Raw genomic sequence first — 25,015 nt, 5'->3', positions numbered from 1 at the left:
ACCGTCGGCACGCAGCCGGTCCGGGCCTACCCTCCCCGGCCCCGACCAGGAAGCGACACCGGGGGGTGGGCAGAGTGGAAGTGAGGGAGCCGATGCGAACGCTGCGGAGTTTCGACGGGACGCCGGAACACTGGGCGCCCACCGTGGTCACCGCCGAGAGGATCCGGACCCTGGAGCCGGACGGTGTGGTGAGCGCGATGCTCATCGCCGGCGGACGGATCGTCGCGCTTGGTGATACCGAGCGGTGCCGGGCAGCGGCGGACGACGCCGGATTGGGCCGGCCGCGCACGGTTGACCTGGGCGCGACAACCGTGGTGCCGGGGTTCATCGACCCCCACGCCCACCCGCTGATGCACGGGCAGATGCGATCCTGGGTGGACTGCAGCCCGGGTAGGGCCCGCACCATCGACCAGATCGTGGAGCACCTACGCGAACGGGCTCGGCTGTCACCCGGTGAAGGACCGATCCGTGGCTACGGGTACGAGCACCGCAACCTCGCCGAGCGCCGTCACCCCACCCGGTTCGAGCTGGACCAGGTCGCCACCGACCGGGAGGTGTACCTGATGAACGCATCCGGGCACGGGGGCGTGGTGAACTCCTACACGCTCGCCAAGTACGGCATCACCCGGGACACCCCGAACCCGCCCGGCGGGGAGTTCTTCCGCGACGCCGATGGGGAGTTGACCGGTGAACTCTCCGACGCCGCATGCAACATCCTCACCGGCGCCGACGGGGTGAAGGTGGGCAACCACGGCCCCAACCTGCACCTGGGTGACCCTCCGCAGGAGCACCTGGATCAGTTGCGGACCGCGCAGCGTTCGTTCCTGGCTGGCGGGGTCACCGCGGTGGGTGATGCGCAGGTGACGCGCCGGGAGTTCACCACCTACCTGGATCTGGCCGAGGCCGGCGATCTGCACGTGCGGTACTCGATGTACCTGCTCTCCGCCTTGCTGGACGAGGGCCTGGAGATGGGGCTGCACGGCCCATTCGGCAACTCCAGGCTGCACTTCGCCGGATTCAAGTTCTACGCCGACGGCACCCTGGGCGGGTGGACCGCCTACTTCCCCGACGGTTACGTCGGCGACACCTGCCGCACCGGCATGCTCTACCACGAGCCGGCCGAGTACGCCCAGATGATCGCCCGCGCCCATCGCGCCGGCCTGCAGACCGCCACGCACGCCCAGTCTCCGGACGCGATCGCGATGGTGCTCGATGCGGTGGAAGCCGCCCAACGCGACGATCCCCGGACCGACGCACGGCACCGGATCGAGCACTGCGGGCTGCCCACACCGGAGCAGGTCAACCGGATCGCCGCAGCCGGGATCATGCCGGTGAACCAGACCCAGCACTACTACAACTGGGGTGAAGGGGTGCTCGACGCGATCGGCAGCCCCGGGGAACGGTTCAACCCCTTGGGCGAGTTCGCCGCCGCCGGGGTGCCGGTGACGCTCAGTTCGGACGCACCGGTGGCCGACCCCCTGCCGTTGCAGGCGATCCAGACCGCGGTGACCCGCCGCACCGCGCAGGGTGCTGAACTGGGCCCGCCGCAGTTGCGGATCACCGCCGAGCAGGCGCTGCACGCCCACACCCTGTCCGGGGCGCGCGCACTGGGACGGGAGGCGGAACTGGGTTCCCTCGCCGTAGGCAAGTTCGCCGACTTCACCGTGCTCGCCGAGGATCCGCTCGCAGTGGATCCGCAATCCATCGCCGACATCCCCGTGGTCTCCACCTGGGTGGACGGGGTACCCCGCTACGAGTCGGAGCAGTCGGCATGACGACCGAGAGTGCCAGGAACGTGGGCCGGGACGTGCTGACCGTGCTGCACGCCTACGGGGTGGACACCGTGTTCGGCATCCCCGGCACGCACAATCTGGAGTTCTACCGTCACCTTCCGGAACTGGGTATCCACGCCGTGACCACCCGCCACGAGCAGGGCGCCGGGTACGCCGCCGACGGGTGGTCGCTGCAAACCGGTCTTCCCGGTGTGGTGGTCACGACCTCGGGCCCCGGGTTGTTGAACGCGCTGTCCGCGGCGGCCACCGCCCACGCCGAGTCCCGCCCGATGATCATCCTCACTCCCGGCCCGCCGCTCGGCCAGGAGTTCGCCGACATCGGGGCGCTGCACGAGACCAAGGACACCCGCGCCGCCGCCGATGCCGTGGTGCAGTGGGCCCGGCGGGTGGAGTCCGGCCGGGAAGCCGTCCAGGCCGTCCATGACGCGATGGACCTCTACCGCGCCGGCCGCCCGCGTCCGGTGGTGATCGAGGTCCCCCTCGACGTTCTCGAAGGGGAGAGCGACTGCCCTCCGGAGATGCTGCGACCCCACTCCGAACCGCAGCCGGCCGCCGGCGACGACGAGCACGTCGCCCGCGCTGTCCGGTTGCTCACCGGTGCCACCCGTCCGGTCATCCTGGCCGGTGGTGGCGCGGTCCGGTCCGGCGCCGAGGTCACCGCGTTGGCCGAACGATTGGGCGCACCGGTGGTGACGACGTTGAACGGACGCGGTGTGGTGCCGGAGTCACACCCACTCGCGGTGGGGTCCACGCTGCGGTTGAAGGCGGCCCACGCGCTGGTCAACGACGCCGGTGTACTGCTCGTGCTGGGCTCGAAGGTCGGCGAGGCCGAGTTGTGGTGGGGGCCGCTGCAACCGTCCGGCCAGGTGATCCGCGTGGATCTGCTCAGCACGCAGATTCATAAGAACCTGCCCGCCCACATGGGCATCGTGGGAGACGCCGGCGTCGTGGTCGAGCAGTTGCTGCAGGCGCTGCCCGACGGCGACCCGAGCGAGACCACCGGAGCACGCCGCGCCACTGTGGCCCGCGCCGAGATCGAGCGGGAGAGCCGGGAGTGGGCCCCGGCCACCGCCGCCTGTTGCGACGCGATCGCCGCCGGCCTTCCCGCGGACGTCATCCTGGGGGCGGACTCCTCACAGATCTGTTACTACGGCACCGCCAACATGGTGCCGGTGGAGCATCCGAACTCCTACCTGTACATGGCCACCTACGCGACGCTCGGCTACGGGCTACCGGTGTCCATCGGCGCGAAGGTCGCCAGTCCGCACCGCCCCGTGGTGTGCGTGCTGGGCGATGGTGCGTTGATGTTCTCGGTGCAGGAGTTCATGACCGCCCTGGAGCAGCACCTGGACCTGGTCGTGGTGTGCGTGGACAACGGTGGCTACCGGGAGATCGAGGAGAACGAAGCAGACCGTGGCATCCCTCCGATCGGGGTGCGCCTGGACCAGCCCGATTGGCCGGCGCTGGTCACCGCGTTCGGCGGCAGCGGGGCCTCGGTCCGCGTCGCGGGCGATCTGCCCGGGGCACTACGGGCGGCGATCGACGCCGGCGGGGTGCATCTGCTGCACGTGCCGTTGTCACTGTTCGAACCCAAGGAGCAAGGATGACCGCTGACATGTCGAGCGGGTCGGGCGCGGAACTGCCGGGGGCGGCCAAGGCCACCGCCCGGGCCTGGGTCGATGAGCACATGAGGGCTCTGTCCCGTTGGCATCAGCACATCTGGGAGTTGGCCGAGCCGGCCTGGCGCGAGCACGAGTCCGCATCCTGGTATGTGCAACGGTTGCGCGCCGAAGGCTTCGACGTGGAGGAAGGCTCCGGTGGGATGCCTACCGCGTTCTGTGCCGAGTGGAGCAACGGTCCCGGCCCAACCCTGCTCACCTATGCCGAGTACGACGCCGTGCCGGGCAACAGCCAGGAGGCGACCACTCGGCGCCGGCCCCGCGAGGGCCTGGGTCCCGATGCTCCCGGGCACACCGACCCGCACTCGGTACTCGGCATCGCCACCCTCGCCGGGTTGCTGGCCACCCAGCACGCCATGATCGAGCACGACATCCCGGGCAGGTTGCGCTACACCGGGGAACCGGCCGAGAAGATGCACGGGTCCAAGGTGGTGCACGGGCTGCGCGGGTACTACGACGGCGTGGACGCCATAGTCAGTTTCCACCCGTTCTACATGCTGCCACTGTGCAACACCGCCCGGTGGGACACCCAGTGCGGGGCGTACTACTCCAAGGTGTATGAGTTCGTCTGCGACGAGCCGCAGACCTGGCAACTGGGCGCCGACCCGAACTCCCCGATCCCAGCCTCCCATTCGGCCGCGCGCGCACCGGGGGCGAACATCGCGTTGATGCAGATGCACTCCGCGTCGCGCACCATGCACGACGCGATGCTGCCCAGTGTGGGCGGGTGGAGCCTGTCTGATGCCATCCTGGCGTCCGGGCAGGCCACCGCGGACAACCTCCCGGCCCAGGTGGCACGCATCCAGTACTCCTGGCGCACCCCGGACGTGCCGATGGCCGAACACGTGCTCGCCGTGCTGGATCGCAATGCCGAGCACGCCGCGGCGATGGCCCACTGCCGGCTGGCGAGCACCTGGGTGGCCCGGTCCCGGCCTGGGTTGACCAACCACACGATGGCGCAGGTGCTCTATGACAACCTGGCCGAGGTGGGCGCCCCGAGCTACGGGCCCGAGGCGATCGGAGCGGCACAGGACATTCAGCGCGAACTCGGCATCGACCCGATGGAGCAGCCGTTCCTGGCCGAGTGCGAACAGGTGACCAGTCCGCAGGAGGCCGAGGCCGCCCTACGCGAGCAGATGCCCGCCTGGCAACGCAACTGGACCAGCGACGACTACGTGGAGATGACCCACTACGCCCCCACGGTGCGCTTCTACGTCGCCCGCCCGGCCTTGCGCCCCGCACCCGGGCGGGGGGCCTACCCACCGTGGGTGATGAACGCCCTCGGCGGCATCCCGGCCGCCATCGACCCGACCATCGCGGTCACCGGAAAGACCGTGGCCGGCACCTTCATCGACCTGCTGTGCGACGAGGACGCTCGCGCCCGGGCCGCGACCGAGTTCGCCGAGCGGTCCGAAACCGAGGGGATGGAGCCGTTGCTGCCGGCGGACTTCCAGCCGCCGACCCACCTGCCGTGGCCGGAGTACGTGCGCGACCGGGAGGGCAACCGTCGCTGGCTCGGTACCGGAGCCCACGGCTGAGACGGTCCCGCGCGGTTCGCATCCGAGAAGTCCGCAGGTCCGCCCCGGCACGTATGCCGGGCCGGACGTGCTGCCCGGGAGTCCTCAGCAGGTCAGCGCGGCCGTCTCACCCTTCTGCCACGAGCACTCCAGGGCCGGGTCGGACTCGTTCGCGGGATCGATCGCCATCGGGGCAACCGCTGCGCCACCGTCCTCGGAGTGCGACGCCAGGGTCACCGCGATCTGGTCCTCGATGTCGCCGATGCCCACCAAATGGTTGTTGAACAGCATCGCGAACACCAGGTCACGCCCGTCGGCGTCGGTGACATAGCCGCTCAGGGCGGTCACCCCGGTCAGACTCCCGGTCTTGGCGTGCACGTTCCCTTGGGCCGGGGTGTCACACATCCGCGAGTTCAGGGTCCCACCGACCATCCGCTCCCCCGCGCAGGCCGACGGGAACTCGGCATACCAGTGCTCGAACCAGTCGGCCTCCTGCACCTCGTACAGGAAGGTGGCGAACTCACCGGCGGGGATCTGGTTGCCGCGGGACAGGCCCGAGCCGTCCACGAGACGCAACTCACTGGTCACCCCCAAGGACTCCAGGTAGCCGCGAAGCACCTCGGCGCCGCTCGCCCAGTCACCACTGCCGGCGACCTCATCGCCGAGGGTCTTCAGGAGCACTTCGCCGTGGCCGTTGTTGGACAGCTTCATGAACGGGTTGAGCAACTCCGTCAGCGTCATCGACTCGTGCGTTGCCACCACCTCGGCACCGCTCGGTGTGGCCACGCCCGTCCGGATGTCACCGGAGACCTCGACGCCCTGTTCCTGCAGTGCCCTGGCGAACACCGCCGCCGCCTTGCCGGTCGGCTCCCACACCGCGCGCCACACCCGCCGGGCATCGGCGTCCGCGGCAATCGTGCCGCTGACCGTCCAGGTGTTCGAGCCCCGCTCACGCGTCACGCTGATCGAGGTCGCTCCGCCCGGCGCCACGGTGGTGGCTTGGTTGTCGATGGTGATGTAGTCGGATTCGGGGATGACCGAGACCTCGGCGGCCTCGCCGGCACTGCCCGGAGCCGTGTTGATGATGACCGTGCCGGCGTCGTAGTCCTCGTTCGGGCCCACCGACAGTGCGGAGATCTGGGCGGAGTAGTAGAAGTCCTCATCGCCCCAGGACCAGAACGGGCCCAGTCGTTGACTGTCGAACCGGGTGTCGTCGGCAACCAGGTCCCCGTGCACCCGGCGGATTCCGGCGTCGGCCACTTGCTCCGCCAGCGCGGCGTAGTCCTGCTCCAGCATGGTGGGGTCGCCGTCACCCTTGAGGTACAGGTCCCCTGCCACCACCTCGGAGTTCCCGCGCCGCTCGCCGTCGGTGAGCACCGTGGTGGTGTAGGTGTAGTCCGGCCCGAGCAACTCCATCGCCGCCGCCGATGTCAGCATCTTCACGTTCGAAGCGGGCATCAGTCGATAGCCCGGGTTGTGCTCGTACAGCCGCTCCCCCGTCCGGGCGTCCTGGACCACCACCCCGGCCAGCGCCCCGTCCAACCGGGAGTCCGCCAGGATCCGGTCGACGTCCTCGACCCAGGCCGGAGCATCCCCGCTGGGCATGGTGCCGTTGCCGGTCATCGGTGCCTGTGCGGCGATCACACCGGCCGCCAGCGCCACCACCGCGCCCAGCGGTGCCTTGTATCCACGCAACATCGAGTGCCTCACTTCGTCGTAAGAAAAGGACGCCCGGACCGTAGCGCGGTAACCAAACGTCGTCAACCGTGGTAAATGCCTTTCGGCCGGTTCAGGCGGACCTGGCCAGCAGCATCACCACGTTCAACACCGCAATCGCCATCGCCCCGTAGAACGGAAGCCGGCGCGGTGCCGCCACCGAGGCTGCTGCCAGCACCCCCGCGACGACGAGCACCCCCCAGGCCCACCAGGGCACCGGTCCCGCAGGCCCGAGCACACCCACGGCCGTACCGGCGAGAAGGACGACGACGGCAAGGCGCCCGCAGGTAGGTCCGCCGAGCCGGTGGCCCAGCCCGCGCACCCCGGTGGCGGCATCATCGCTGAGGTCCGGCAGCACGTTGACCAGATGCGCTCCGACTCCGAGCAGCCCACCGACGGCGAGCATCCACCAGGGCGGCAGCAGCGCGGGAGTCAACGCCAGCCATGGAACGGCCGGCAGTGCAGCGAATGCGGCGGCATAGGGCACCCATGACCACACCGTGGCTTTCAGTCCGGCGTTGTAGACCCAGCCCGAGCCGACCAGCACCAGGTGCGCCAGCGCCGCAGCCCAACCCAGCGCCAGGCTCGAGGCGAGACACACCAGCGCCGATGCGACAAGAGCCGCCACGACCGTCGCTTTGGTCAACTCGCCCGTGGCCAGCGGCTTGTCCGTACGCCCCACAGCCCGGTCCCGATCGGCGTCGAGCAGGTCGTTGGACCAGCCGATCGTGAACTGCCCGGTCAGCACCGCCAGCGCCACGACGACGATGGTCCCGGCGTCGTGACCTGCCTCCAGAGCCAGCAGCGTCGCCAGGGCGGTGACCACCACGGTAGGAGCGGGATGGGTGGCACGCAGCAGAGCGATGACGATGCGCACCCCCTGAGGCTACGCGGTCCCACCGGCGTCGGCACAGGACGCGAACCCCGGCGAATATCCGTACGCTCGAGAAATGACACAGGTGCTCGCCGTCGCGCCGGTGCTTCCTGCGCACCGGTACAGCCAGAGCCAACTCACCGATGCACTGGTGCCGATCATCGGAGTGGACGCCCCCGGCGAACGCATGCTGCGGCGCATCCACGGCGGTTGCGAGGTGGACTACCGACACCTGGCACTGCCCCTGGAACGTTACGCGGCACTGTCCGATTTCGGGCAGACCAACGACGCATTCATCGAAGCCTCCGTCGAGTTGGGTGCCCTCGCCCTGACCAACGCCCTGCGGGAGGCCGGCCTGACCCCGCAGGATGTCGACCTGGTGGTCTCGGTCACGATCACCGGGCTCGCCGTGCCCTCGCTCGAGGCGCGGATAGCCGAACGGGTGGGGTTGCGCCCCGACGTGGTGCGGCTGCCCATCGTGGGCCTCGGGTGCATGGCCGGCGCCGCAGGCACGGCGCGGCTGCATGACTTCCTGCGGGGACGGCCCGACGGCGTTGCTGCCCTGATCAGCGTGGAGCTGTGTTCCCTGACGATCCAGCGTGGTGACGACTCCGGTGCGAACCTGGTGGCCAGTGGGTTGTTCGGCGACGGCGGTGGCGCGCTCATCGCGACCGGAGCGGATCACCCGAGCGTGCCGAGCAGCACCGGCCCGCGGGTGCTGGACTCGGCCAGCCGCCTCTACGTCGGAACCGCCGAGGCCATGGGCTGGGACGTGGGCAGCACCGGTCTGCGCATCGTGCTGGGAGCGGAGGTACCCGATCTGGTTCGCGACAACGTGGGCGACGACGTCGCGGCATTCCTCGCCCGCAACGGCCTGTCCATCGCCGATGTGGGCTGGTGGGTGTGCCACCCCGGTGGACCGAAGGTGATCGACTCCCTCGCCGAGACCCTCGGCCTGCCGCACGAGGCCCTGGAACTGACCAGCCGGTCCCTGCGGGAGGTGGGCAACCTCTCCTCGGCCTCGGTCCTGCACATCCTGCGGGCCGCCTTGGACCGCTCGCCCGATCCGGGTACCTTCGGACTGATGATGGCGATGGGTCCGGGATTCAGCCTGGAACTGGTGCTGTTGGAGGCCCGGTGACCTCCCAGATCCTGTTCACCGTGCTGATCGCGGCCGTCGGGCTGGAGCGGGTGGCTGAACTGATCGTCGCGCGCCGCAACGCCGCGTGGGCCTTCGCCCGTGGTGCCTGGGAGGCCGGTGCCGGCCACTACCCGGTGATGGTGGTGCTGCATACCGGGCTGCTCGCCGGTGCCCTGGCGGAGGTGTGGTTGACCCCGGTCCCGTTCGTGCCGGTACTCGGGGTGACGATGCTGGTGCTGGCGTTGGGCTCCCAGGGATTGCGCTGGTGGTGCATCTCCTCCCTGGGGCGGCGCTGGAACACCCGGGTGATCGTGGTACCCGGGCTGCCCTTGGTCCAGGGCGGCCCGTACCGGTGGCTGCGCCACCCCAACTACGTGGCCGTGGTGGTGGAGGGATTCGCCCTGCCGCTGGTGCACTCTGCCTGGATCACCGCGGCGGTGTTCACGGTGGCCAACGCCGCGCTGCTCACCGTGCGCATCCGGACCGAGAACCGCGCGCTCGTGGCCGCAGCACCGGCACAGGGCTGAGGCGTGGCCGTTGACCTGGTCATCGCCGGCGCCGGCCCCGCCGGTCTGGCCGCCGCACTGCACGCGGTCGCGGCCGGAATGTCGGTGGTGGTGCGTGAGCCGCGCGAGGGCGTGATCGACAAGGCCTGTGGGGAGGGCGTGATGCCCGCGGGGATCGCCCACCTGGAGCGACTCGGTGTGCACCCGAAGGGGCAGGACCTCAAGGGAGTGCGGTACTGCGCTCCGGGCCGGCAGGCCGAGGCGCACTTCCTGGGCCCGCCCGGTCGCGGGGTGCGTCGCACCGAGTTGCACCGCGCACTGCTGCAGGCCACCCGCGAGGCCGGTATCCCCATCGAGCAGACCCGGGTACGGGCCGTCGAATCCCAGGCCAGGGGCGTCGTCGTCGATGGCACGGTGGCCGGGTACCTCATCCTGGCCGACGGCCTACACTCCCCCGGGCGCCGGATGCTCGGGCTGGACCGGCCCACCCGTGGGCCGGGACGGTACGGGTTGCGCCAGCACGTACGCCGTGCGCCGTGGACCGACCATGTCGAGGTGCACTGGTCCGCACACGCGGAGGCCTATGTGACCCCGGTCGCCGAGGACGAGGTCGGCATCGCGATCCTGACCAGCCAGCGGGCACCCTATGAGACCCAGCTGGCCGAGTTCACCGACCTGCGGGCGCGCCTGGCCGGGGCGGCGCCCGCCTCCTCGGTGCGCGGCGCCGGACCATTGCGCCAGCATGCCCGACGGCGAGTGGCCGGCCGCGTCCTCCTGGTCGGCGATGCCGGGGGGTACCTCGATGCGATCACCGGTGAGGGCGTCAGCCTGGCGCTGGCCCAGGCCCAGGGTGCGATCGAGGCGATCGTGCAGGACCGTCCCGGCAACTACGAACGGACGTGGCGGCGGATCGTGCGCCGCCACTCCATCCTGACGCGGGTGCTCATGGTTGCGGGCGCCTCCCCGCTCCGGCCGCACCTGGTACCGGCAGCCCAACGCCTACCATGGTTGTTCTCCGCCGCCGTCAACGAGGTCGGACGCGCCTGAGCAGGGCTCGGTCCGGAAGCCGATCGCCTTGTGGCTGCCGTCGCAGAACGGCTTGATGGCCGACGCCCCGCAGCGGCACAGTGCCACGGTCCGGCGCTCCATGGGGATGGGCGTGCCATCGGCCGCGACGATGGTGACACCACCCCGGACCAGGAGCGGTCCGTTCGGATAGGCGGTGATGCTCGGTTCAGCGGGCTGGTTCATACAGTTCCTCCGTCACGGGGTCAGGCATCGGTCAGCGGCTTGCGCAGGGAGGAACGACCCTGCTGCCAAGCATCCAGCAGGTGCGCCCCGACCCAGTCATCGACCCTCAGGCAGGCCAAGGCGCCGAACATGATGTCCTCAAGGAGGGCCGGCTCATCCTCGGCGAGCGAGCCGGCCATGTCGTGCCCGGCGATCTGTTCGTGAACGGCGTCGGCCTCCACATGCTCATCGAAGTACCAGGTCATCTCCGGTCCGAACCCGAGCCGGCGGAAGCCGTCACCGTAGTGCCGGTTGGGGATCGAGGAGGTCATCTCGAAAGCCGCGAGGTGCCCGACCACGGCACCCCGCAGCCTGCGGTTGATCCCGAACATGGACATCAGGTTGTGCGAGGCCAGCGTGACCGCCGGGACATGGTCCACGTAGTGCCCGTAGTGGTCGCAGAGGCCGGCCCCACGCACCGTGCCGGCGAAGATCGCCGAGTGCATCCGTCCGGGATTGCCGCCGCCGTACTCATCGGCCTGGATCTCCACCAGGGCGGCCTTGGCGCGGCCGGTCAGGCGCGGGATGGCCCAGGAGTGCGGGTCCGCCTCCCGGAGGGTGTAGATGCTGCGGTGTACCAGGAACTCCCGGACCTGCTCTGCGGTGGCGTGCTTGGCCACATAACGCGACAGACTCGGACCGCTGGGGGCGGGAGCGGTCAGGTCGAACAGCGCCTCGGCAACCGCCCCCGCCGTGGCCGCCGGCAACTCAGGAGGCCGGATCCGCTCCCGCAACGCGGACTCGAAGGCGTGCTCGAGGTCGGTGCGCAGCCGGATCAATTCGGGGGACCACTCCCACCGGTCCCCGAACGCGTCGAAGGATCCGTAGGCCAGGCTGTAGAGCGCGAACAGGCTCAGTTGCACATCGTCGTCGGTGATGACCTCACCCGCGCGCCCGAGCGCGTGGTCCCCGATCGTGGCCAACTCACCGACTCCGTCCATACCAGGACCGCTGAGGAGATTGAGCAGGTACGAACTCAGTTCCCCGCGGGGTGAGAAGGGGCTGAACGGTGCTGAACCCGGCGGGAGTGCGGCCACGGTCCGGACCTGCTCGCCGAGGGTGTCTTGAGTCATGTTTGCGCTCCCGTATCGGGCCGCGCCGCGGTGGCGCGAGCCTGAACGCACTTTCTCACCGGCATGTGCGGTGTGCATCTCGGCTCGGGGCCCACATCACCACCGTTGCCGCCGCCGCCGGGATACCCGAGACTAGGGGTACCCGCGTCGATGCAGGAGGCCGTCATGGTGCCGAGACCCGAAGTGGACGAACGCGAGGCCCGACGGGTCGCCGAACAGTCCCGGGACACCCGGTGGGACCAGCCGAGTTTCGCCAAGGAACTGTACCTGGGCCGCTTCCGACCGGAGATCCTCCAGAACCACCTGGCCCCGGATTCCGACCCGGATGAAGGCGGCGAGGCCTTCCTGGGGCGACTGCACGAGGTTCTGGCCGGCATCGACGGCGCCGCGATCGAACGCGAGGCCAAGGTCCCCCAGGGCGTCCTCGACGCTTTGGCGCAGGCCGGGGCCTTCGGGATGAAGATCCCGACCGAGTACGGTGGTGCGGGCCTGGGGCAGGTGTACTACAACCGCGCGCTGATGCTGGTGGGAACGGTCAGCCCCGCGCTCGGTGCGTTGTTGTCGGCGCACCAATCGATCGGGGTACCCGAGCCGGTACGCCAGTTCGGCACCGAGGAGCAGAAGGCACGGTTCCTGCCCAGGTGCGCCGCCGGTGAGATCTCCGCATTCCTGCTGACCGAGCCCGACGTGGGCTCCGACCCTGCCCGTCTGCACCTGAGAGCCACCCCCGACGAGGACGGCAACTACGTGCTCGACGGCTCCAAACTGTGGGCGACCAACGGGTCGATCGCCGATCTGCTGGTGGTCCTGGGCCGGGTCCCGGAGCAGGACGGACACCCCGGCGGGATCACCGCGTTCGTGGTCGAGGCGGACTCCCCCGGCATCACCATCGAGCGGCGAAATGCGTTCATGGGTCTGCGCGGCCTGGAGAACAGCCTGACCCGCTTCAGCAACGTCGTCGTTCCGGCCGCGAACATGCTCGGCCAGGAGGGCCGGGGCTTGAAGATCGCGCTGAGCACGCTGACCACCGGGCGGCTGTCGATCCCGGCAATGTGCGTCGCGGCCAGCAAGTGGTCCCTCAAGATCGGCCGGGAGTGGGCACGGGAGCGGGTGCAGTGGGGCCGGCCAGTGGGCGAGCACGCCGCAGTGGCGCACCGGATCGCCTTCATGGCCACCAACACCTACGCCCAGGAGGCGGTGCTCGAACTCACCTCCCGGCTCACCGACGCCGACCGCGCCGACGTGCGGATCGAGGCAGCCCTGGCCAAGCTCTTCACCTCCGAGCGTGCCTGGCTGATCGCCGACCACCTCGTCCAGATCCGTGGGGGCCGCGGGTACGAGACCGCCGACTCCCTACAAGCCCGCGGCGAGCGTGCGGCGCCGGTGGAGCAGGTGTTGCGCGACCTGCGCATCAACCGGATCTTCGAGGGATCCACCGAGATCATGCACCTGCTCATCGCCCGGGACGCGGTCGACACCCACCTGTCGGTGGCCGGTGACATCATCGACCCCGAGGCCACCGGGCAGGACAGGGCCCGCGCCGCCGTCCGGGCTGCGCGCTTCTACGCCGCCTGGCTCCCCGGTCTGCTCGCCGGCCAGGGGATGGTGCCGGGGTCCTACGCCGACTTCGGCCCGCTGGCCACGCACCTGCGTTTCATCGAGCGGGCCAGTCGCCGGCTGGCCCGGTCCACCTTCTACGGGATGGCCCGCTGGCAGGGCGGGCTCGAGCACAAGCAGGGCTTCCTGGGCCGGGTGGTGGACATCGGCGCCGAACTCTTCGCGATGACCGCGGTGTGCCTCCGCGCGCGGACGCAGCAGGAGGACGGCAGCGCCCCGAATTCTGCTCGGTTGGCCGCGTCGTACTGCCGTCAGGCGCGGCGCACCGTGGCCCGGCTGTTCCACGAACTGTGGATCAACACCGATGCCTCGGATGAGCGGACCGCCCGAGCCGTACTCCGCGGGGACCTCAGCTGGCTGGAAGCGGGAATCCTGGACCCCTCCGAGAACACCGGGCCCTGGATCGCACCGGACGAGGCCCTGCGCTAGCAACCTGGGGCCCAGCATGCGGACGCCGCCGGCATGCCTGTGTCCGCACCGACGCGACTCTGCGAGGCTCAGGTCACCAGCGAACGGAGGACTATGCCCACCAGCGAGACGCAGAGCCCTGAGACGCCCTTCGATCCCGTGCTACGCGAGCAGGTGATCGAGCGTGCCACCAGCCTGCTGGACGAACTCGACGAACTGGCCGGCGCCCTGCACGCCGACCCCGAGACGGCATTCGACGAGCACCGCTCCGTTGCCCGGATCGCCGACCTGCTCACGCGCCACGGCGCGGACGTGGAGGTGGGGGTCTACGGTTTACCGACGGCGTTTCGCGCCGGCGCCGGCACGTCCGGCCCTAAGGTGGCGATCCTGGCCGAGTACGACGCCCTGCCCGAGATCGGGCATGCCTGCGGACACAACCTGATCGCCGCAATGTCGACCGGGGCGTTCGTAGTGGCCCGGGACCTGCTGTCTGATGCCCACGACGGCGCCCCTGCGTCGGGTGCCGGCACCGTGGAACTCATCGGCTCCCCGGCCGAGGAGGGCGGTGGCGGCAAGGAACTCATCCTGCGGGCCGGCGGCTTCGACGACGTCGACGCCGCCCTGATGGTCCATCCCGGCAACACCGACCGACTCGACGGGATGTTCCTGGGCATGCGGCATGTGGAGGTCACCTACACCGGGACAGCGGCCCACGCCGCGGCGGCCCCGGAGCGCGGGTACAACGCCCTGGATGCCGTGGTCACCGCCTACCAGTCGGTGGCCCAGGTGCGCCAGCACATCCTGCCGACCGACCGGGTGCACGGCATCATCACCGACGGCGGTCAGGCGCCCAACATCGTCCCGCACCGAGCGGCGGCGCACTTCTACGTACGCTCCGCCGGTGTGGACAGCCTACGTCACCTGTCCGCCCGGGTGGACGCGGCCCTTCGCGGTGCGGCGACGGCCACCGGCACCACCGCCGAGATCGTCTGGGACCGCCAGCCGGCCTACCTGCCGGTCCGCACCAACTCGGTCCTGACCCGGAGCTTCGCGGGTGTGCTCTCCGGTCGGCGCGACCTGGCCGCCAGATCCGGCGGCGGTGCCTCCACGGACATGGGGAACGTGAGCCAGGTGGTCCCGGCGATCCATCCCAGTCTCGACACCACCGGCGCCGACATCCCCGCCCACACCGCCGAGTTCGCCGCCTCCACCCGCACTCCCCCCGCCCGGGACGCCCTGTTGGAGGGGGTGATCGGGATCGCGGGCACCGTGCTGGACGTGCTCAGTGATCCCCAGGTGCTGGCAGCCGCCCGGGCCGAGTTCGCCGAGACCGGCGGGCCCGTGCGCTGGCAGGACTGATCAGTCCACCTCCAAGGAGTCCACCAGTTGTGCGCAGCCGGCCTCGATCACCTCGCGCTCGCTGGTCCACTGGCAGTACAGGTGCAGGAGCTGGTCCTGGGAGAAGAGCCAGTAGCCGAGGTAGTCGTAGTTGCTCAGACTCACCGACTGGGTGATCGCGGGGTGGCCGGCCAGCAGCGTCATCTCCGCCTCAGAGATCTCCTCGGCCCCGATCTGGTCGCGGTAGTCCGCCAGCCGGTCCTCCACGGCCGCCAACGGCACCCGGTTGCACCCGTCGGCGGCGCCATCCCAGTCCAGGCCGTCGTAGATCGCGACATTGACCACGTTCAAGATCACCGGATCCTCCACCGGCTCGGCCACCCACAGGTCCACCAGGTTCTCCACCGGATTGTCCTCGTAATAGGAGAACGTCTCCACGAACCCCTCCGGGGTGGCCCACTGGGCACCGGCCAGGTCCAATGACGCCAGCATCAACCCCTCGTCCTCATCCAGGGCGTCCGGATCACCGCACTCCAGGAACTCCGGGGGCAGGGTGACGCGATCACGATCGCCGCTGTCATCGCCGTCGGGCTTCTTGGCCTGGTCGGCTCCCGGAGCAGCCCCACCCGGGTCCTGGACCTCATCCTCGGGGGTGCACCCCAGGAGCATCCCGGTCAGCGCTGCCGCAGCAAGCGCCGCTGCCCAGCGGTTCGCGCGCATCACGACGTCCTCCTGTCGACCGATCTCACCGGGCCCTCGGCCCCGCCGATCAGATTAACTCAGTGTCCACCGGAGGATCTGCGGCCCTGGTGAAATGTGTGTCGTGGCACACACGGGTAACCAAGCACCGCTATGGTGGTGCATCTGGCAAACCGTTGACCATCCCCGGCCGCGGTTGTCAGGACACCGACGTCCAGTGCCACGCTGATCAGGAGGCCGAACGAATTATGACCCACGGACGAGGAATGTGGCGCAGAATCGCCGCCACCGCGGGGGCGATCGCCGTAGGAGCGGCCCTCACGGTCCCGGCCCATGCCGCCGGTGAGGAGGAGGTCGAGGACGACCTCGACGAACAGGGCGAGTACGAGGAGTTCGCCGGTGACGACGTCCTGACCATCGCCACCGGCCAGTCCATCGAGAACTGGAACCCCTTCATCCAGATCTACGTGATCGAGCACCAGTTCCGGCAATTGCAGTACGAGCCCTTGGTGCGGATGAGCGCGGAGGACTACAGCCCCACTGAGGGACTGGCCGAAGACTGGGAGGAGTCCGAGGACGGGCTCACCTGGACCTTCCACCTGCGCGAGGCCACCTGGCACGACGGAGAGGAGTTCACCGCCGACGACGTGGTGTACACCTACCACATCATCGAGAACGACCCGGTGATCAGTGCCCGCAATGCCGACGTGGTGGAGTTGATCGAGAACGTCGAGGCGATCGATGACCGGACCGTGGAGTTCACCCTGAGCAGCCCTTCGGTGAACCTGGAGGGCAGCGACCAGGTGATCGTGCCCGAACACATCTGGTCCGAGTACGAGGGTGAGTGGAACGAGTACGGAAACGACGACTTCCCGATCGTCGGGATCGGTCCGTACCAGATGGTCGACTTCTCCACCGACGCCTTCATCCGGTACGAGGCCTTCGATGACTACTGGCAGGGCGCGCCCGGTTTCAGTGAACTGGTCTACCAGTACTACACCGAGCCGGACACCGCGGTCGCAGCCCTGGAGGCCGGTGAGGTCGACCTGGTCGGCGGGTTGAACGAGGCCCAACTGGGCCGGGTCGAGGGCCTGGACCACATCACCACGAACGTGGCCCCGGACCGGCGCTGGCTGGCGTTCCGGTTCAACACCGGTGCCGTCACCCGCGATGGTGAGGAGTTCGGCAGCGGGCACCCCGCCCTGGCCGACCCGCAGGTGCGCCGCGCGCTGCACCACGCGGTGGACAAACAGGAACTGATCGAACGAGTCCGCGGCGGCTACGGCGAGGTGGCCCACTCCATCGTGCCGAACGTGTTCAGCACGATCCACTGGGAGCCCAGCGACGACGAACGGATGGACTTCGACCTCGATGAGGCCGGCCGCTTGTTGGATGAGGCCGGCTATGAGATGGGCGACGACGGCGTGCGTGTCGGTCCCGACGGCGAACCGTTGTCGCTGGTGTTCGGCGTGGACGCCGGCAACGCCGAGCGCGAAGGCACGGCCCAGTTCATCGCCGAGTGGTTCAACGAGATCGGCGTGGAGACCGAACAGCGCATCTCCGAGGACGTCCAGGACGAGTTCGACGAGGGCAACATCGACCTGGCCTTCACCGGCTGGGGCATCAACCCGAACCCGACCTACAACCTGAACCGGCAGAGCTGTGGGCAGTTGCCCGCCGCACCCGGCGACGGCACCACGGACACCTTCTACTGCAACGAGGAGTTCGACTCGCTGGTGCGGGACCAGGAGTCCGAGACCGACCCGGACGCCCGGGCGGAGTTGTTGTTCGAGGCCCAGCGGATCCTGTACGAGGACTCCCCGATCATCTTCCTCTGGTACCCCACGGTGATGGAGGCCTACAACAGCACCGCTGTCGGGGACTTCACCACCCAGCCGGCCGATGAGGGCATGATCATGGGCCAGATCGGCTCCTGGGCCTACCACTCCGCGAGCCCGACCGGCGAGAGCGTCGGCGGGGCGAGCACCGCCGTGCTCATCGGTGTCGGTGTGGTGGTGCTGCTCGGGGTGGCCGTCCTGGTGGTGGTCCTGGTGCGTCGTCGTCAAACCGCCGAGGAACGCGAGTAGATGACGTCCGATGCAACGACCGCGCTGCCGGCCGGGTCCGAGGACGACCCGGCCGGTGGCGCGCCGGACGACGGCGCCCGATCGGGCGCGGGCACGGGGCTGGCGAAGTATCTGCTGAACCGGGTCAGCGGCGCGATCGTGTCGCTGCTGGCGGTGCTGTTCACTGCGTTCTTCATCTTCCGGATCCTGCCCGGGGACCCCATCCAGAACCTGATGACGGACATGCAGTCGGCCTCTCCGGAACTGGAGCGGGCACTGCGGGCCGAGTGGGGTCTGGACGACCCCCTGCACATCCAGTTCTGGTCCTACCTGACCGGAACCCTCAGCGGGGACTTCGGCACCTCGATCCAGTACCAGGTCCCGGTTCTGCAACTGTTCGCCGACCGGGTGTTGCCCACGGTGCTGCTGGGTGGGGTGGCGCTCATCCTGTCTGTGCTGATCGGGTTCTCGCTCGGCGCGAAGTCGGCCTGGCTGAACGGCTCGAAGTTCGACCGGCGCAACGTCAACATCGCGCTGATCTTCTTCTCCGCTCCCACCTTCTGGGTGGCGATGATCGCCATCATCATCTTCTCCCGGGAACTGCGCCTGTTCCCGACCGGGCGGATGGTCTCGGCGCACACTCCGGACCGGTTCTGGCCCCAGTTCCTCGACATCGCCCACCACATGGTGCTGCCCACCATCACGCTCACCGCGATGATTTACGCCGGGTACCTGCTCACCATGAGGGCCTCGATGCTCGACGAGATGGGCAATGACTACATCACCACCGCGCGCGCCAAGGGGTTGCGTGATGTGGTGGTGCGGCGCCGGCACGCGATGCGCAACGCCCTGTTGCCCACCACGACGTTGGTGTTCATGGCGATCGGCAACGTCATCAACGGTGCGCTGGTCACCGAGATGATCTACACCTGGCCCGGCCTCGGCTACACCTTCTTCCAGGCGATCGCGGTGCCGGACTACCCGGTCCTGCAGGGACTCTTCGTGATCTTCGCCTCGGCCACGGTGCTAGCCAACCTGGCCGCGGACATCCTGTACTGGTTCATCGACCCGAGGGCGCGCAAGACATGAGCACCGAGAACGCCGCCGCCACCGTGCGCAGCGCGCGCGCACTGCGTATGCGCCGCTGGCGCCAGTCCATGCGCACCATCTGGAACGACTTCCGCCGGCAGCGATCCGGGGTCGCCGGCCTGATCGGGCTGAGCGTCTTCGTGATGATCGCGATCATCACCCCGATCGTGGTCGCAGAGGAGTCGCTCAGCGTGACGCAGGCGACCGGTGGCCGGATGGCACCGCCCACCTCGGAGTACTGGCTGGGCACCGACGAGTTCGGCCGGTCCGTGCTGCTGCTGACCCTGTACGGCACCCAGGTCACCCTGGTGATCGGGATCGCCGCGGCCCTGGTGGCGATGGTGATCGGCACGTTCGTGGGCATCGTCGCGGGGCACTTCGAAGGCCGCGTCTCCTGGGTGCTGATGCGGATCGCCGAGTGGTTCATGAACCTGCCCACCCTGGTGCTGGCGATCGTGCTCGTGGTTGTGCTGGGACGGAGCATGTGGGTGCTGATCATCGCGATCGGCATTACCTCCTGGGCCGGGACCTCCAGGGTGATCCGGGCGCAGACGCGTGGTATCGAGGGCCGCCCCTACCTGGAACGTGCCCGGGCCCTGGGTGCCGGGCACTGGCACCAGATGGGCCGGCACGTGCTGCCCAACGTCACCCCGCTGGTGCTCGCCAGCACCATCATGGCGATCGCCGGGGCGATCCTGACCGAGTCCACCCTGGCGTTCCTTGGGCTGTACGACCCGAACAACCTTTCCTGGGGCATGCTCCTCAACCGCGCCTGGTCCAACGGTGCGATGAGCGCCGGGGCCTGGTGGTACGTGCTGCCCCCGGGCTTCATGATCCTGCTCGTGGTGCTGAGTTTCACCCTGTGCGGCCGGGCCCTGGAAGTGGCCCTCAACCCCCGATTGCGTCGGTGAGCCTCGTGACACTGCTTCAGATCCAGGACCTGCACGTCACCTACTCCGGCTCACGCGGGACCCTCCCCGCGGTGCGCGGGGTCGACCTGAGCCTGGACCCGGGCCGCACCATCGGCCTGGCCGGTGAGTCCGGGTGCGGCAAGTCCACCCTGGCCGCGGCGATCCTGCGGTTGCTGCCCCCGCAGACCGAGGTGACGGGCAAGATCCTGCTCGACGGCAAGGACGTTCTCGACATGTCCTTCGGCGCGCTGCGCGCGGTCCGGTGGTCCTCGGCGTCGATCATCTTCCAGGGCGCGATGCACGCGCTGAACCCGATGCACAGGATCGGGGCGCAGATCGCCGAACCGATCCTGCTGCACGAGCAGGTCGAGGAGAAGGTCGCGCGCAAGCGGGTGGCCGAGTTGCTCGACCAGGTCGGGCTCCCGGTGTGGCGGTCCTCGAGTTACCCCCACGAACTCTCCGGCGGGCAACGCCAGCGGGTGATGATCGCCATGGCCCTGGCGTGCAACCCGGACCTGATCATCGCCGACGAGGCCACCACCGCGCTCGACGTGATGGTCCAGGCCCAGGTCCTGGACCTGATCAGCAACCTGGTCCGGGAACGTGACGTGGGGATGATCATGATCAGTCACGACCTGTCGGTGCTGGCCGATACCTGCGACGAGGTGGCGGTGATGTATGCCGGCAAGGTGGTGGAGCAGGGCCGCGCGCACGAGGTGTTCGCCGGCGCCCGCCACCCCTACTCCGACGCGCTCGCCTCCGCGTTCCCGGTGATCGGGGACGTCGAGGCCCGGCACCGCCCGCGCGGTCTGGCAGGGGACCCGCCCGATCCGACCGACCTGCCGAGCGGGTGCACGTTCCACCCGCGCTGCCCGGTGGCCCGGGACGACTGCCTCACCGTGGTCCCGCCGCTGGAGGCCCTGGCTGAAGATCCGCAGCGCCGCAGCGCCTGCCACGTCGCCCAGGACGGTCTGCCGATCCGCACGCCCGCTCCCGTCCGACTGGAGGAGTCCACCACGTGAGTGACCAGATCCTGTCCGCACGCGACCTGCACGTCACCTTCGGCCTTCCCGATGGCCGTGAGGCCAAGGCGGTTGCCGGGGTCAACCTCGACGTGGCCCCCGGGGAGATCGTGGCCCTGGCCGGTGAGTCCGGTTGTGGCAAGACCACGCTGGCGCGCACGCTGCTCGGGCTGGAGGCGCCCACCGCCGGCACGGTGACCTTCGGTGGCAGGCCGCTGGGCACCAAGGTGCGGGAGTTGCGTGCCTTCCGGAAGAAGGTGCAGTTGGTACTGCAGGACCCCACTGGCGCCCTCAACCCCCGGCACACCGTCTACGACGCGGTCGCCGAGGGTCTCCGGATCCACGGGATCGACGACGACGAGCACACCCGGGTCTGCGAGGCACTCGCCCAGGCCGGGCTGCGCCCGCCCGAGCGGTTCCTGCTGTCCTACCCGCACGAACTCTCCGGCGGCCAGCGTCAGCGGGTGGTGATCGCCGGGGCACTGGCACTGGATCCGGCCATCATCATCGCCGACGAGCCGGTGGCCTCCCTGGATGCCTCGGTGCGCGGGGAAATCCTGGCGCTGCTGCTGCGCCTGCGCCGGGACTTCGGCCTGGGCGCCCTGGTCGTCACCCACGATCTCGGTCTGGCCTGGTCCATCGCGGACCGGATCGCGGTGATGTATCTGGGCCGGATCGTGGAACTGGGCGATGTGGAACAGATCCTCACCGACCCCCAGCACCCTTACACGAAGGCGCTGGTCTCGGTGCTGCCGGACTCCCCCGTCGGCGATCACATCGTGCTCGCCGGTGAGCCACCCGATGCCACGTCGGTGCCGGGCGGGTGCCGGTTCCACCCGCGCTGCCCGGTCCTGGCCAGTGGTGAGGCGGACCAGGCCGGGGTCGCGTCCGACTGCCGCACCGTGGATCTGCCGGTGCTGGCCGCCCACTCCTCCGAGCGGCAGGTGGCGTGTCACTACGCCCATCGGGTGCTCGGAGCGAGCCTGGGTCCGGGTGCCGGTTTGATCGAGCAGGTGCGGGCCGACCTGACCTGACCTGCCCGCGTCCACCGACTCAGGCCAGGGCCGGTTCGTACAGGTGGATCCCGGCGTCCTCGACCCCCGCGCGCACTCCCAGCGGGACCGTCGCCGAACGGGAGCCATGACCGAACCCGACGTCGGTCAGCACCGGCACACCGAGTGGGCTGAGGCGGTCGATCAGGACCTCATCGACCCCGTCCTCGCAGTCGTGCCAGGACCCAGCGACCACCGCGGCGACGCCGGTCAGCCAGCCCGATCGCAGGAGTTCGGTGAGCATCCGGTCGATCTGGTAACGCTTCTCATCCACGTCCTCGATCACCAGGATCGACCCGGCCGCGCTCGGTGGTCCGGTGGGCCCACCCACGCCGCTGGCGAGCAGGCTCAGGCATCCGCCCATGGTGATCCCGCCGGCCCGTCCGCCGATCAGGGCACGGGCTCCGGTGGCGCTGATGGTCCGGACCAGTTCGGGTTCGAAAAGCATTCTGCGCAGCATCGCCCTGGTGGGTTCGTCGCTGGTGAAGGGTTCGGCACCGATCATCGGGGCGTGCAGGGTGACCACACCGAGGCGGGTGCCGATGGCCTGGTGCAGGGCTGTGACGTCGGAGTACCCGGCCAGGATCTTGGGCCGGGCCCGGCCCATCGCCTCGAAGTCCAGGAGGTCCACCATCCGGAAGGCACCGTACCCGCCCCGGGCACAGAGGATCGCATCGATCCGGGGATCGCACCAGGCGGCCTGGAAGTCGCCGGCCCGTTGGGCGTCGGTGCCGGCGAGGTAGTCCAGTTCGGGGTGGGTCGCCACAGCATGGGGGGCCACGGCCACCTCCAGGCCCCAGGAGCGCAGCACCTGCACGCCACGCTCGAGCCGGTCGGGCGGGACTGGGCCGCTCGGGGACACCACCGCCACGGTGTCCCCGCGCCGCAGCCGGGGCGGCCGGATGCGCTCGGGCTCCACCTCAGCCGTACCGGTGCTCGGTGGCCGCAGAGACCAGCGTGCAGACGGCCTTGAAACACCGGATCATGTCGTAGGCCGTGGCGCTGGTGAACTCCACGGTACGGTCCCCGGTCCGCACCACCGTGGGCACCACTGTCGCGGCCTCGGCGAGTTGGGTGGCATCGGTCTCGACCTGCACCGTGAAGGGACCCTGGTTCACACCCTCGACCTGCCCGGCGAGGGACATCGCGGCGGCGGCGGACTCCTTGATCTGGGCGTGGGTACGCGCGGGCGGCCGGCAGTCCGCGGTGTACCGAGCCACGTGGTCCTTGACCGCCACCGTGCGCGCCGCCGGCGCGTACGTGGCGGCATCGGCACAGGTGCGATCATCACCGGTGATCAGCACGACCGGCACGCCGTACGCGGCTGCGACGTGGGCATTCAACAGCCCCTCACTGCCGATCCGACCGTTCACGAGCACGTTGGTCAACGACCCGGGGATGTAGGTGTGCGAGAGCACGCCCTGGGTCCCGGCCGCGGTGTGATAGCCCAGGAAAGCCACGCCATCCACCGCGCCGCGCTGGATACCCTCGACCATCGTCAGTTCCTTGTGCCGCCCGGTGATCATCGTGGCCCGTGGGTCCAGTTCCTCCAGGAGCAGGTTGCGCATCGTCGAGTGGGCCTCATTGACGAGCACCTCGCTCGCGCCCCCATCGAAGAATCCCTCGATAGCGGCGTTGACGTCGGAGGTGAACAAGGGTCGGCAGCGTTCCCACTCGGGCGCCCCCGGTTCGCAGTCCGCGGGCCAGGTGACGCCGGTGGCGCCCTCCATGTCCGCCGAGATCAGTATCCGCATCGTCCCACCGTAGCCGCGCACCCTTCGCCGTTTGGTTCAGCGCGCGGGGAACTCCTCCCCCACGGTGTGCAACCGGATGGAGTTCGTGGTGCCCGATTTCCCGGGGGGCATTCCGGCGACGACGACCACCTGGTCCCCGTCCGCGGCGAGGTCATCCCCGCGTAGCACGCTGTCGAGCTGGTCGACCATGTCGTCGGTGTGCTGGACCTGGTCCACGGTGAAGCTCTGGATTCCCCAGGACAGTGCGAGTTGGTTCCGGACACCTTCATCGGGGGTGAACGCCAGCAGCGGGATCGCCGAACGGAGCCGGGACATCCTGCGCGCGGAGTCACCGGACTGCGTGAAGCAGGCCAGGTACTCCGCCCCCAGGGTCTCTCCGATCTGGGCGGCGGCCTTGGTGATCACACCCCCTCTGGTGTGCGGTGTGGCCCGTAGCCGGGTGACCCGTTCCAGGCCGTGCACCTCGGTGTTCGTGATGATGCGTGCCATCGTCTCGACGCACTCGATCGGATACTGGCCCACCGAGGTCTCCCCGGACAGCATCACCGCGTCGGCGCCGTCCAACACGGCGTTGGCGCAGTCGGAGGCCTCGGCGCGAGTGGGCCGGGGCGCGGAGATCATCGACTCCAGCACCTGGGTGGCCACGATCACCGGTTTGGCGTTGCGCAACGCCAGTTCGGTGGCGCGCTTCTGCACCAGCGGCACCTGCTCCAGCGGGAGCTCCACGCCCAGGTCGCCGCGGGCCACCATGATGGCGTCGAAGGCATCGACGATCTCCGCGAGGTTGTCCACCGCCTGGGGCTTCTCGATCTTGGCGATCACCGGCACGGTGCGTCCCTCCTCGTCCATGATCGCCTTGACGTCGTCGTAATCGGCTGCGGAGCGCACGAAGGACAGCGCGATCATGTCCGCCCCCAGGCGCAGCGCCCAGCGCAGGTCCTCGGCGTCCTTCTCCGAGAGCGCCGGAACGTTCACCGCGACCCCGGGCAGGTTCAGTCCCTTGTTGTTCGACACCGGGCCGGGGACCTCCACGCGGGACACCACGCGCGGGCCGTCCACCTCGGTGACCCGTACCGCGACCCGGCCGTCGTCGATGAGGATCCTGTCGCCGGCGTGCACGTCCCCGGGCAGGCCCTCGAACGTGGTGGACACCAGATCCTTGGTGCCCGGGACGTCCTCGGTGGTGATGGTGAAGACGTCACCCTCGTCGAGGTCGTGGCCGCCCTCGACGAAGCGTCCGAGCCGGATCTTGGGACCCTGCAGGTCCACCAGCACCGCCACCGCACGCCCCGAGGCCCTGGCCGCAGCACGCACGTTGGCGTACACCGCCTCGTGGGTGGCGACGTCGCCGTGGCTGCGGTTGATCCGGGCCACGTCCATCCCGGCATCGACCAGTTTCTGAACCATGTCCATCGATTCGGTGGCGGGACCCAAGGTGCACACGATCTTCGCTCTTCGCATGGCTCCAAC

21 protein-coding genes are annotated in these 25,015 nt (G+C 69.5%); 13 read left to right on the top strand and 8 right to left on the bottom strand.

The features are described from left to right. The first annotated feature begins 92 nt into the window (after nt 1–92). From ACPL7H_RS16730 to ACPL7H_RS16720, 3 genes are read left to right on the top strand one after another with little or no spacing between them, the layout of a single operon-like run. Nucleotides 93–1,775 carry an amidohydrolase gene (locus tag ACPL7H_RS16730; RefSeq protein ID WP_424797922.1) on the top strand — a complete coding sequence of 561 codons (1,683 nt, stop codon included), beginning with the start codon at nt 93–95 and terminating at the stop codon, nt 1,773–1,775. After that, nucleotides 1,772–3,400 (top strand): thiamine pyrophosphate-binding protein, encoded by a 1,629-nt coding sequence (locus ACPL7H_RS16725; RefSeq protein ID WP_424797921.1) that lies wholly within the window; start codon nt 1,772–1,774, stop codon nt 3,398–3,400. The genes ACPL7H_RS16730 and ACPL7H_RS16725 overlap by 4 nt, the downstream gene beginning before the upstream one ends. Further along, nucleotides 3,397–5,010: an amidohydrolase gene (locus tag ACPL7H_RS16720; protein ID WP_424797920.1), complete on the top strand. Its 1,614-nt coding sequence runs from the start codon at nt 3,397–3,399 to the stop codon at nt 5,008–5,010. The genes ACPL7H_RS16725 and ACPL7H_RS16720 overlap by 4 nt, the downstream gene beginning before the upstream one ends. A gap of 84 nt (nt 5,011–5,094) precedes the next feature. Here the strand turns inward: ACPL7H_RS16720 and dacB are convergent, their stop codons facing one another. Next, nucleotides 5,095–6,687 carry a D-alanyl-D-alanine carboxypeptidase/D-alanyl-D-alanine endopeptidase gene (gene dacB / locus ACPL7H_RS16715; protein ID WP_424797919.1) on the bottom strand — a complete coding sequence of 531 codons (1,593 nt, stop codon included), beginning with the start codon at nt 6,685–6,687 and terminating at the stop codon, nt 5,095–5,097. Between the two features lie 91 nt (nt 6,688–6,778). Continuing rightward, nucleotides 6,779–7,582 (bottom strand): UbiA family prenyltransferase, encoded by an 804-nt coding sequence (locus ACPL7H_RS16710; RefSeq protein ID WP_424797918.1) that lies wholly within the window; start codon nt 7,580–7,582, stop codon nt 6,779–6,781. 73 nt (nt 7,583–7,655) lie between these two features. On the opposite strand from ACPL7H_RS16710, the gene ACPL7H_RS16705 reads away from it, so the two are divergent. From ACPL7H_RS16705 to ACPL7H_RS16695, 3 genes are read left to right on the top strand one after another with little or no spacing between them, the layout of a single operon-like run. Next, entirely contained in the window at nt 7,656–8,720 is a 1,065-nt protein-coding gene (locus ACPL7H_RS16705) for a type III polyketide synthase (protein ID WP_424797917.1), read from the top strand. Then, entirely contained in the window at nt 8,717–9,247 is a 531-nt protein-coding gene (locus tag ACPL7H_RS16700; RefSeq protein WP_424789118.1) for an isoprenylcysteine carboxyl methyltransferase family protein, read from the top strand. Before ACPL7H_RS16705 ends, ACPL7H_RS16700 begins: the two co-directional genes overlap by 4 nt. Nucleotides 9,248–9,250: 3 nt before the next feature. Next, entirely contained in the window at nt 9,251–10,273 is a 1,023-nt protein-coding gene (locus tag ACPL7H_RS16695; RefSeq protein WP_424797916.1) for an NAD(P)/FAD-dependent oxidoreductase, read from the top strand. Here ACPL7H_RS16695 and ACPL7H_RS16690 read toward each other — a convergent pair. After that, nucleotides 10,226–10,477 (bottom strand): CDGSH iron-sulfur domain-containing protein, encoded by a 252-nt coding sequence (locus ACPL7H_RS16690; protein WP_424797915.1) that lies wholly within the window; start codon nt 10,475–10,477, stop codon nt 10,226–10,228. The two genes, ACPL7H_RS16695 and ACPL7H_RS16690, sit on opposite strands and share 48 nt — an antisense overlap. Before the next feature lie 20 nt (nt 10,478–10,497). Next, a complete protein-coding gene (locus ACPL7H_RS16685) occupies nt 10,498–11,589 on the bottom strand; it encodes an iron-containing redox enzyme family protein (protein WP_424797914.1) in 1,092 nt (363 codons plus the stop codon). Nucleotides 11,590–11,754: 165 nt separating this feature from the next. Between ACPL7H_RS16685 and ACPL7H_RS16680 the strand changes: the two genes are divergently transcribed. Both ACPL7H_RS16680 and ACPL7H_RS16675 read left to right on the top strand, forming a co-directional pair. Beyond that, nucleotides 11,755–13,635: an acyl-CoA dehydrogenase family protein gene (locus ACPL7H_RS16680; RefSeq protein ID WP_424797913.1), complete on the top strand. Its 1,881-nt coding sequence runs from the start codon at nt 11,755–11,757 to the stop codon at nt 13,633–13,635. A gap of 93 nt (nt 13,636–13,728) precedes the next feature. After that, the gene (locus tag ACPL7H_RS16675; RefSeq protein WP_424797912.1) at nt 13,729–14,973 is read left to right on the top strand and encodes an amidohydrolase; all 1,245 of its coding nucleotides are present in this window, start codon (nt 13,729–13,731) and stop codon (nt 14,971–14,973) included. On the opposite strand, the gene ACPL7H_RS16670 is transcribed toward ACPL7H_RS16675, so the two are convergent. Beyond that, nucleotides 14,974–15,675 (bottom strand): hypothetical protein, encoded by a 702-nt coding sequence (locus ACPL7H_RS16670; RefSeq protein WP_424797911.1) that lies wholly within the window; start codon nt 15,673–15,675, stop codon nt 14,974–14,976. Nucleotides 15,676–15,899: 224 nt separating this feature from the next. Between ACPL7H_RS16670 and ACPL7H_RS16665 the strand changes: the two genes are divergently transcribed. Genes ACPL7H_RS16665 through ACPL7H_RS16645 form a run of 5 tightly spaced genes read left to right on the top strand, consistent with a single transcriptional unit; the run spans nt 15,900 to nt 21,773 of the window. Then, nucleotides 15,900–17,738 (top strand): ABC transporter substrate-binding protein, encoded by a 1,839-nt coding sequence (locus tag ACPL7H_RS16665; protein WP_424797910.1) that lies wholly within the window; start codon nt 15,900–15,902, stop codon nt 17,736–17,738. Beyond that, on the top strand, nt 17,739–18,806 hold the full coding sequence (locus tag ACPL7H_RS16660) for an ABC transporter permease (protein ID WP_424789126.1): 1,068 nt from the start codon (nt 17,739–17,741) through the stop codon (nt 18,804–18,806). Beyond that, complete coding sequence (locus ACPL7H_RS16655; RefSeq protein ID WP_424797909.1) at nt 18,803–19,717, top strand: ABC transporter permease; 915 nt, start codon at nt 18,803–18,805, stop codon at nt 19,715–19,717. The genes ACPL7H_RS16660 and ACPL7H_RS16655 overlap by 4 nt, the downstream gene beginning before the upstream one ends. A 5-nt stretch (nt 19,718–19,722) precedes the next feature. After that, a complete protein-coding gene (locus tag ACPL7H_RS16650) occupies nt 19,723–20,739 on the top strand; it encodes an ABC transporter ATP-binding protein (protein ID WP_424797908.1) in 1,017 nt (338 codons plus the stop codon). Beyond that, nucleotides 20,736–21,773 carry an ABC transporter ATP-binding protein gene (locus ACPL7H_RS16645; RefSeq protein WP_424797907.1) on the top strand — a complete coding sequence of 346 codons (1,038 nt, stop codon included), beginning with the start codon at nt 20,736–20,738 and terminating at the stop codon, nt 21,771–21,773. The genes ACPL7H_RS16650 and ACPL7H_RS16645 overlap by 4 nt, the downstream gene beginning before the upstream one ends. A gap of 19 nt (nt 21,774–21,792) precedes the next feature. On the opposite strand, the gene ACPL7H_RS16640 is transcribed toward ACPL7H_RS16645, so the two are convergent. The 3 genes from ACPL7H_RS16640 to pyk are packed head-to-tail and all read right to left on the bottom strand — an operon-like array spanning nt 21,793 to nt 25,006. Next, nucleotides 21,793–22,653, bottom strand: a complete 861-nt coding sequence (locus ACPL7H_RS16640; protein ID WP_424797906.1) for a S66 peptidase family protein — start codon at nt 22,651–22,653, stop codon at nt 21,793–21,795. A 58-nt stretch (nt 22,654–22,711) separates the two neighbouring features. Further along, on the bottom strand, nt 22,712–23,545 hold the full coding sequence (locus tag ACPL7H_RS16635) for a M55 family metallopeptidase (RefSeq protein WP_424797905.1): 834 nt from the start codon (nt 23,543–23,545) through the stop codon (nt 22,712–22,714). Between the two features lie 36 nt (nt 23,546–23,581). Beyond that, entirely contained in the window at nt 23,582–25,006 is a 1,425-nt protein-coding gene (gene pyk, locus ACPL7H_RS16630) for a pyruvate kinase (protein WP_424797904.1), read from the bottom strand. Nucleotides 25,007–25,015 lie beyond the last annotated feature (9 nt).

Source organism: Pseudactinotalea sp. Z1732, from assembly GCF_049724975.1.
Lineage (GTDB): Bacteria > Actinomycetota > Actinomycetes > Actinomycetales > Beutenbergiaceae > CALKWS01.
The sequence above is the reverse complement of the archived record's forward strand: the minus strand, read 5'-3'. Positions and strand labels throughout refer to the sequence as shown.

Coding starts and splice junctions, on each gene's coding strand:
- ACPL7H_RS16665 (WP_424797910.1), top strand. CDS start 15,900: ATGACCCACGGACGAGGAATGTGGCGCAGAATCGCCGCCACCGCGGGG.
- ACPL7H_RS16725 (WP_424797921.1), top strand. CDS start 1,772: ATGACGACCGAGAGTGCCAGGAACGTGGGCCGGGACGTGCTGACCGTG.
- ACPL7H_RS16730 (WP_424797922.1), top strand. CDS start 93: ATGCGAACGCTGCGGAGTTTCGACGGGACGCCGGAACACTGGGCGCCC.
- ACPL7H_RS16675 (WP_424797912.1), top strand. CDS start 13,729: ATGCCCACCAGCGAGACGCAGAGCCCTGAGACGCCCTTCGATCCCGTG.
- ACPL7H_RS16655 (WP_424797909.1), top strand. CDS start 18,803: ATGAGCACCGAGAACGCCGCCGCCACCGTGCGCAGCGCGCGCGCACTG.
- ACPL7H_RS16705 (WP_424797917.1), top strand. CDS start 7,656: ATGACACAGGTGCTCGCCGTCGCGCCGGTGCTTCCTGCGCACCGGTAC.
- ACPL7H_RS16690 (WP_424797915.1), bottom strand. CDS start 10,477: ATGAACCAGCCCGCTGAACCGAGCATCACCGCCTATCCGAACGGACCG.
- ACPL7H_RS16720 (WP_424797920.1), top strand. CDS start 3,397: ATGACCGCTGACATGTCGAGCGGGTCGGGCGCGGAACTGCCGGGGGCG.
- ACPL7H_RS16680 (WP_424797913.1), top strand. CDS start 11,755: ATGGTGCCGAGACCCGAAGTGGACGAACGCGAGGCCCGACGGGTCGCC.
- ACPL7H_RS16635 (WP_424797905.1), bottom strand. CDS start 23,545: ATGCGGATACTGATCTCGGCGGACATGGAGGGCGCCACCGGCGTCACC.
- pyk (WP_424797904.1), bottom strand. CDS start 25,006: ATGCGAAGAGCGAAGATCGTGTGCACCTTGGGTCCCGCCACCGAATCG.
- ACPL7H_RS16685 (WP_424797914.1), bottom strand. CDS start 11,589: ATGACTCAAGACACCCTCGGCGAGCAGGTCCGGACCGTGGCCGCACTC.
- ACPL7H_RS16660 (WP_424789126.1), top strand. CDS start 17,739: ATGACGTCCGATGCAACGACCGCGCTGCCGGCCGGGTCCGAGGACGAC.
- dacB (WP_424797919.1), bottom strand. CDS start 6,687: ATGTTGCGTGGATACAAGGCACCGCTGGGCGCGGTGGTGGCGCTGGCG.